This is a genomic window from Streptomyces sp. NPDC002463, assembly GCF_042889835.1.
In the GTDB taxonomy this organism is placed as follows: Bacteria; Actinomycetota; Actinomycetes; order Streptomycetales; family Streptomycetaceae; genus Streptomyces; species Streptomyces nymphaeiformis.
In genome coordinates, this window is sequence record NZ_JBIARL010000016.1 from 89257 (window position 1) to 95500 (window position 6244).

Sequence of the window (6244 nt, forward strand, 5' to 3'; positions counted from 1 at the left end):
TGGGGAGGGCCCGGTCGCCGAGGGGGATTCGGCAACCGGGCCCGGTTCAGGGCGGATTCGGAGCGGTGGGACCTCAGGACTCCACGCCGTAGGCGGACGCTGCCCGCCCACGGCTCAGCAGGCCCTGCCGGAGGTCTTCCCGTACCGCCTCGGCGGGGCGCTCCGCGACGGGACCGAAGCCGCCGCCCCCGCCGCTCTCGCAGCGGAGCACGTCGCCCTGGCGCACGGCCAGCGCGTTCACCTTGAGCAGTTCGCGCTCGCCGTCCCGGCCGGGGTTGAGGACGACGCGGGGCGCCGCGCCGGTGCCGCCGCCGAAGACACCCCACGCGGGGGTCACGGAACGCTCCCACCAAAGCGACAGGTTCTGGTCGGCCTCGAACGTGTACTGGCGCACCACGCCGTTGCCGCCGCGGGTGCGGCCGGCGCCGCCGGAGTCGGTACGGATCGCGTACTCGGTGACTCGTACGGGGAACAGCGTCTCCAGCACCTCGACGGGCATGTCCCGCAGGGAGCCGTTGACGTTGTTGATCAGGCAGGACTCGCCGTCGTCGGTCTGCCACGCGCCCCAGCCGCCGACCGTCGCCTCCTGGGAGACGAAGAGCCGGCCGTTGCGCGGGTCGGTCCCGGTGAACTGCACGATCATCGAGTCGCCGTAGCTGGCGGCGGCCGCTCGCGCGGGCACCGCGGGTGCCAGCGCCTTGACCACCAGGTCGATGACGAGGCCGAGGTGGGAGTAGTAGTACTGGCACGCCGCCGGCTCGACGGCGGCGAGCATGGTGCCCGGCCGGGTGAGCACCTTCAGCGGACGGAAGGAACCGCCGTTGAGCGGGACATCGCCGCTGACCAGCAGCTTGTAGCCGACCCGGCAGGCGGCGACGGTCTGCGCCGCACCGCAGTTGACGGGCCCGGTGGCCTGGTCGGCGCAGTCGGTGACGTCCATGGTCATCCGGTCGCCGTCGATCTCGACGCGTACGGTGACGTGGAGCGGTGTACGCAGGTCGATGCCGTCGTTGTCCAGGTAGCCGGTCGCCTCGTAGACACCGTCGGGAATGGCGGCGATCTGCTCCCGCTCCAGCCGCTCGGTCTGCGCGAAGATGGCGTCCCGCGCGGCGAGGACGGTCTGCAGCCCCCAGCGGCGGACGATCTCGGCGAACCGCCTCGCGCCGGTACGGGCGCAGGCCACCTGGGCCCGCATGTCCCCGAGGGTGGGCTGCGGGAAGCGGACGTTGCGGGCGATCAACGAGTGCGCCTGCTCGCAGGGTTCGCCGCCCTCGTAGATCTTCAACGGGCCCATCCGCAGGCCCTCCTGGTAGATCGAGGTGGAGTCCATCGAGCCGCCGGGGTCCTTGGAGCCCATGTCGATCCAGTGCGCGCGGGACGCGGCGAAGCCGATCAGCTCACCGTCGGCGGTGTCCTCGGTGAAGATCGGCGCGTAGACCGTGACGTCGTTGAGGTGGGTGCCGCCGATGTAGGAGTCGTTGAGGACCCAGACGTCGCCGGGCCTCCAGACGTCCGCGCCGTACGTCTCCTCGGTGGCCCGGGTGCACACCTCCAGGTTGCCCAGGAAGATCGGCAGGCCCGAGGACTGGCCGAGCACGTTGTGGTCCCGGTCGAGGAGGGCGACCGCGCAGTCCTTCGCCTCGTAGATGGTGGGCGTGTAGGAGGACCGGATCAGGGTGGTGTTCATGTCCTCCGCGGCCTGCATGAGCGCACAGCGGATGATCTCGGTGGTGACCGGGTCGACGACCCGGGTGCCGTTGTCGGTCATGCCGTGGCTCCAACCTTGATGACGAGGAAGCCGTTCTCGTCGACGGTGACCGACGAGTCCGGGGGGACGACGGTGGTGGAGGTGGCCTCCACGATGACCGCGGGACCGTCGAGCCGCTGCCCGGGCGCGAGCCGCTCGCGGCGCAGAACGGTGGTGTCGTACGAGCGGCCGCCGAACACGACCGGCCGCTGCCGGACGGTGTCGGAGGCGGCCTCGTCGGCGGCGTACGGCACCGGTGCGGCCTCGGGCAGCGCGCCGAGCGCGGTGCTGCGCAGGGTGACGAACTCGACGGGCGCCTCGGGCGTGGCGTGCCCGTAACGGCGTTCGTGGAGGGCTGCGAAGCGCTCGGCGGCAGTGGCGAGGAAGTCCTCGCCGGCCGGTTCGGCGGCGGCGAGCAGCGGCACGGCGAGGGTGTAGTCCTGGCCCTCGTACCGCATGTCGACGACGTGTTCGACCCGCTGCCGCTCCACGGGGACGCCCTGCTCGGCGAGTGCGGCCAGCGACTCGCGCTCCAGGTCGGCCAGCGCGCGGGCCATGGCCTCACCGTCCAGGTCGGCGCCCGGGGTGAAGAACTGGCGGGTGAGGTCGCGGCGGACCTCGGTGCCGAGCATGCCCCAGGCGGAGAACGCGCCGGGGAAACGCGGCACGACGACTTCGCCGATGCCGAGCTCGCGGGCGATCTCCACGGCGTGCATCGGGCCGGCGCCGCCGAACGCCAACAGGACGAACTCGCGCGGTTCCAGGCCGTGTTCGACGGTGAGCGTACGGATCGCCTGGGCCATCTTGGCGTTGGCGACGTCGCAGATCCCGCTCGCCAGTTCTGTCGGCTCCAGACCGAGCTCACCGGCGAGCGTGGCGACGACCTGCTGGGCCGCGGCCACGTCGAGAGTCATGTGGCCGCCGGCGAACCAGTCCGGGTCGACGCGTCCGAGCACCGCGTTGGCGTCGGTCACGGTGGCCTGGGTACCGCCGCGCCCGTAGCAGGCCGGGCCGGGGACGGCTCCGGCGGACTCCGGGCCCACGCGCAGGCCCCCGGCCTCGGCATAGGCGAGGGAGCCGCCGCCGGCGCCGATGGTCTGCAGGTTGACCAGCGGCATCAGGACCGGGAAGCCGTCCGCCGAGCCCTCGTTGGAGACGTCGGGACGGCCGTCGAGGACCAGCGACACATCGAAGGAGGTGCCGCCCATGTCCACGCAGATCGCGTTGCGCCGGCCCAGCAGGCCCGCGGCCGCCGCGCCGCCCATGGTGCCGCCGACCGGCCCGGACAGCAGGGTCTGCAAGGGGTGGCGGCGGGCGTAGGCGGCGTTCACGATGCCGCCCGAGGACTGCATCACCTGGACCGGGACGGTCAGGCCGTGCTCCGCGAACCGCCCCTCGATCCGGCCCAGATAGCGGCGCACCACGGGGCCCGTGTACGCCTCCAGGACGGCCGAGCTCGTCCGCTCGTACTCGCGCCACTCGCCCGCCACCTGGTGCGACAGCACCACGACGACGTCCTCGCCGAGCTCCTGCTCCAGGATCTTCCCGGCCAGCAGCTCGTGGTCCGGGTTGACGTACGAGAAGAGGAACGAGACGGCGACGGCGTCGAAGCCCTCGTCCTTCGCGCGTCGGGCGGCGGCCCGTACGGCGTCCTCGTCGAGGGGTTCGAGCTCGGTGCCGCGCCAGTCGAAGCGGCCGCCCGCCTCCATCGTGTCGCGGCGCTCGACCAGCGGCTTCGGCTTGCGGTAGTGCAGGTCGAACATCCGGTCCCGGTTGCCGCGGGCGATGTGGTAGACGTCCCGCATCCCGGCCGACGTGAGCAGCAGGACGCGGGCGCCCTTGCGCTCCAGCAGGGCGTTGAGGCCCTGCGTGGTGCCGTGCACGAAGAAGGAGATGTCGCCGGGCGAATCCACCGCCCGGCCCAGCGAGGCGAAGACTCCCTCGGCCAGGTCACCCGGCGTCGTGGGGGCCTTGGCCGCGAAGTAGGTACCGCTGTGTTCGTCATAGGCGACGACGTCGGTGAAGGTTCCACCGATGTCCATGGCCACCCGGTATGTCATTGCGCCTCCCGGCTTTCTCAGGGGATCGCCGAGGACGCTAGCCCGAGGCTTCCGGGGAGGGCTGTGCGCGGCGCACGGGTGGCGGGCCGCCACAGTGCGCCGTGCCCGGTTCAGTGATCGCCGACGGGGACACCGCCCGGCTGCTGCACGTCCTCGTGCAGGTGGACGATGCGCCACTTCGCGTCGACGCCCTGTTGCAAGACCGCGGTGTTCCGGACCAGCTCGGGGCGCAGCTCACCGGCCGACGGGTCGGGCGCGAAGTCCACCCGCAGCCAGAAGCGCAGCACCGCGATGTCACCGAAGACGTCCACGACCTGCCCGTACGGCTCCAGCCCGGTCTCCACCGGCCCCTCACCAGCAGCCGGGCGTTCCTCGCGCACCCGGTCCAGGTCCGGCTTCCCGAAGAGCAGCCCGGCAGTCCCGGAATCCCACACGGTCGCCTCCGGGTCCAGGCAGGCGTCGATCCGTGCGCGGTCCCCGGCCGAGTAGGCCTCGTACATGGTGGTGATCACCCGCCACACGACGGCTGCCGTCTCAGGTGCCGCGCCGGGGCGGGCGCCGGCGGGGGACGACGGGAATGCGGGCATGGCGGGGCCTCCTGGAGCTGTGGGGGAGAGAGGGCGCGTCGAGCGGGGCAGCGACGGGAAGTCAACCTACACACCCAGGTCGGCAGCTCGTGATGCGCGCCCATGCGCCCTTCACGGCGCGTTGATGGGCACGTGGTCGATGTCCGGGCTCCGTACGAATCCTGGCCCGACATTCTGGACCTGGTCCGGGACAACCGCCGGATAGGTGATCGCTGGCCGTACGGAATTCCGCTCGCCGGCCGCTTGCCGTCGATCTCCGGCGTCCCCGGGGAGAAACCGGTCGAGCCGAACAGACCCATACCCGCGCGTCCGCAGGGAGTTCATGAACTGTTGTGGGCCGCAAGGAAGAGGAGAACCGCGGGGCCCAGGAGGCCTGGGAGTGACCATCGGCCGCTTCGGCGAGGTCAAGGCTACGACGGCGACCGCCTCCCGGCTGCTGACGTCCCCCGCCCCCTGAAGGCCTGGGGGTGGGGGAGCCGATCCGTGTTCTTCGACGGCCTGAAGCTGTGCGGCCTTGGTTCCGGGCGTTGTTCACGTCCTCCTGTGCGGCGTGGAGTGGCGATCGGTGTCCTGAGGCCGCGCCGTCGCACGCGGCTTGCCAGTCAGTGAGGGAGTGAGGCGCGGAAAGCGAGGCCGTGGCCGGTCACGCTCGTCTGACCGCCTGCGTGGGGGAGGAACACGGAATCGCCACGGCGGAGCTGTTCGGTGGCCGTGCCCCGGGTGATGGTGAGGTCGCCGTCGAGGCAGAGCAGGGCGGAGGGGCCTGGGGCGGTGATCTCGATGGGAGAGCCTGACGGCTGGAGCCGGGTGAGATGGAAGTGGGGGGTCGGGGTGGGGAAGGAGGCTTCGCCGTTGGCGAGGGGAACCGGCGTGACCAGTTCGGGGAGTGAGGGGGTGAAGTCGGTGATCGCCTGCAGTTCGGCGACGTCGACGGGCTTGGTGGTGAGACCGCCGCGTACGACGTTGTCGGAGTTGGCCATGATTTCCACACCGGTGCCGCAGAGGTAGGCGTGGAGGGTGCGGGGGCGGGCGAAGAGGGCTTGACCGGGGGACAGGATCACGTGGTTCATGAGGATCGCGATGACCACGCCCGGGTCGGTGGGGTACTGCTCGGCCAGTCGGCGGGGCCAGACGAGGTCGGCGGTGGTACTTGCGGCGACCTCGGCGACGAGGGCAGGGCGGTCGTGCTCGGGCCATGTGGTGAGGGCCGCGACCGCAGTGCGCAGGCCGCCGGAGGTGAGCATGTCCGCGATGTGTTCCAGGCGTTCGCCTCCCGCGGACGCGAGGACGGCGGCGGAGTGCTCCGGGGCGGCGAATCCGCAGAGGGCCTCGAACCGGGTGAGGGCGTAGATCAGTTCCGGTTTGGGCCAGGCGTCCTGGTAGCCGCGCTGCGCGGCCCAGCCGTCGCGGGCCTGGTCCTCGTCGGGGTGGACCTGGATGGACAGCGGGCGTTCCACCGCAAGGACCTTGAGGAGGAACGGCAGCCGGTCCCTGCCGGGGCCGAGAACCGGCTCCGGCGCGTCGGTGATGCGGTCGAGGAGGGAGCTGCCGTCGGGCAGCCGGGAAGGTGCGGTCGGGTGCGCGCCGATCCACAGTTCGGCCTGCGGGCCGGTGGCCGGGCGGCCGAGGAGCTCGGCGAGCACGGTGTGCGAGCCCCAGTCGTAGGTGCGGATCGGGTTGTCCAGGCGCAGCAGTTCGCTCACGGGTGACCTTTGTGGAAGAGGGTCGCGGGGGCCCCCCCCCGGCCCGGGGGGGGGGGGCGGGGGGGGGGGCGGGGGGGGGGGGGGGGGGCGGCGGCGGGGCGGGGGGGGGCCCCCCCCCCCGGGCGCGGGGGGGGGTTTAGGGACGGG

At 72.2% G+C, this 6244-nt stretch carries 4 protein-coding genes; all 4 read right to left on the reverse strand.

The features are described from left to right. Positions 1 to 73 precede the first annotated feature (73 nt). On the reverse strand, positions 74 to 1768 hold the full coding sequence (locus tag ACFYX3_RS29285; protein WP_389019449.1) for a hydantoinase B/oxoprolinase family protein: 1695 nt from the start codon (positions 1766 to 1768) through the stop codon (positions 74 to 76). After that, complete coding sequence (locus ACFYX3_RS29290) at positions 1765 to 3789, reverse strand: hydantoinase/oxoprolinase family protein (RefSeq protein ID WP_389019452.1); 2025 nt, start codon at positions 3787 to 3789, stop codon at positions 1765 to 1767. Before ACFYX3_RS29290 ends, ACFYX3_RS29285 begins: the two co-directional genes overlap by 4 nt. A gap of 128 nt (positions 3790 to 3917) precedes the next feature. Beyond that, on the reverse strand, positions 3918 to 4394 hold the full coding sequence (locus tag ACFYX3_RS29295; protein ID WP_389019455.1) for a YybH family protein: 477 nt from the start codon (positions 4392 to 4394) through the stop codon (positions 3918 to 3920). 602 nt (positions 4395 to 4996) lie between these two features. Next, on the reverse strand, positions 4997 to 6097 hold the full coding sequence (gene manA, locus ACFYX3_RS29300; protein WP_389019458.1) for a mannose-6-phosphate isomerase, class I: 1101 nt from the start codon (positions 6095 to 6097) through the stop codon (positions 4997 to 4999). Positions 6098 to 6244: the final 147 nt, after the last annotated feature.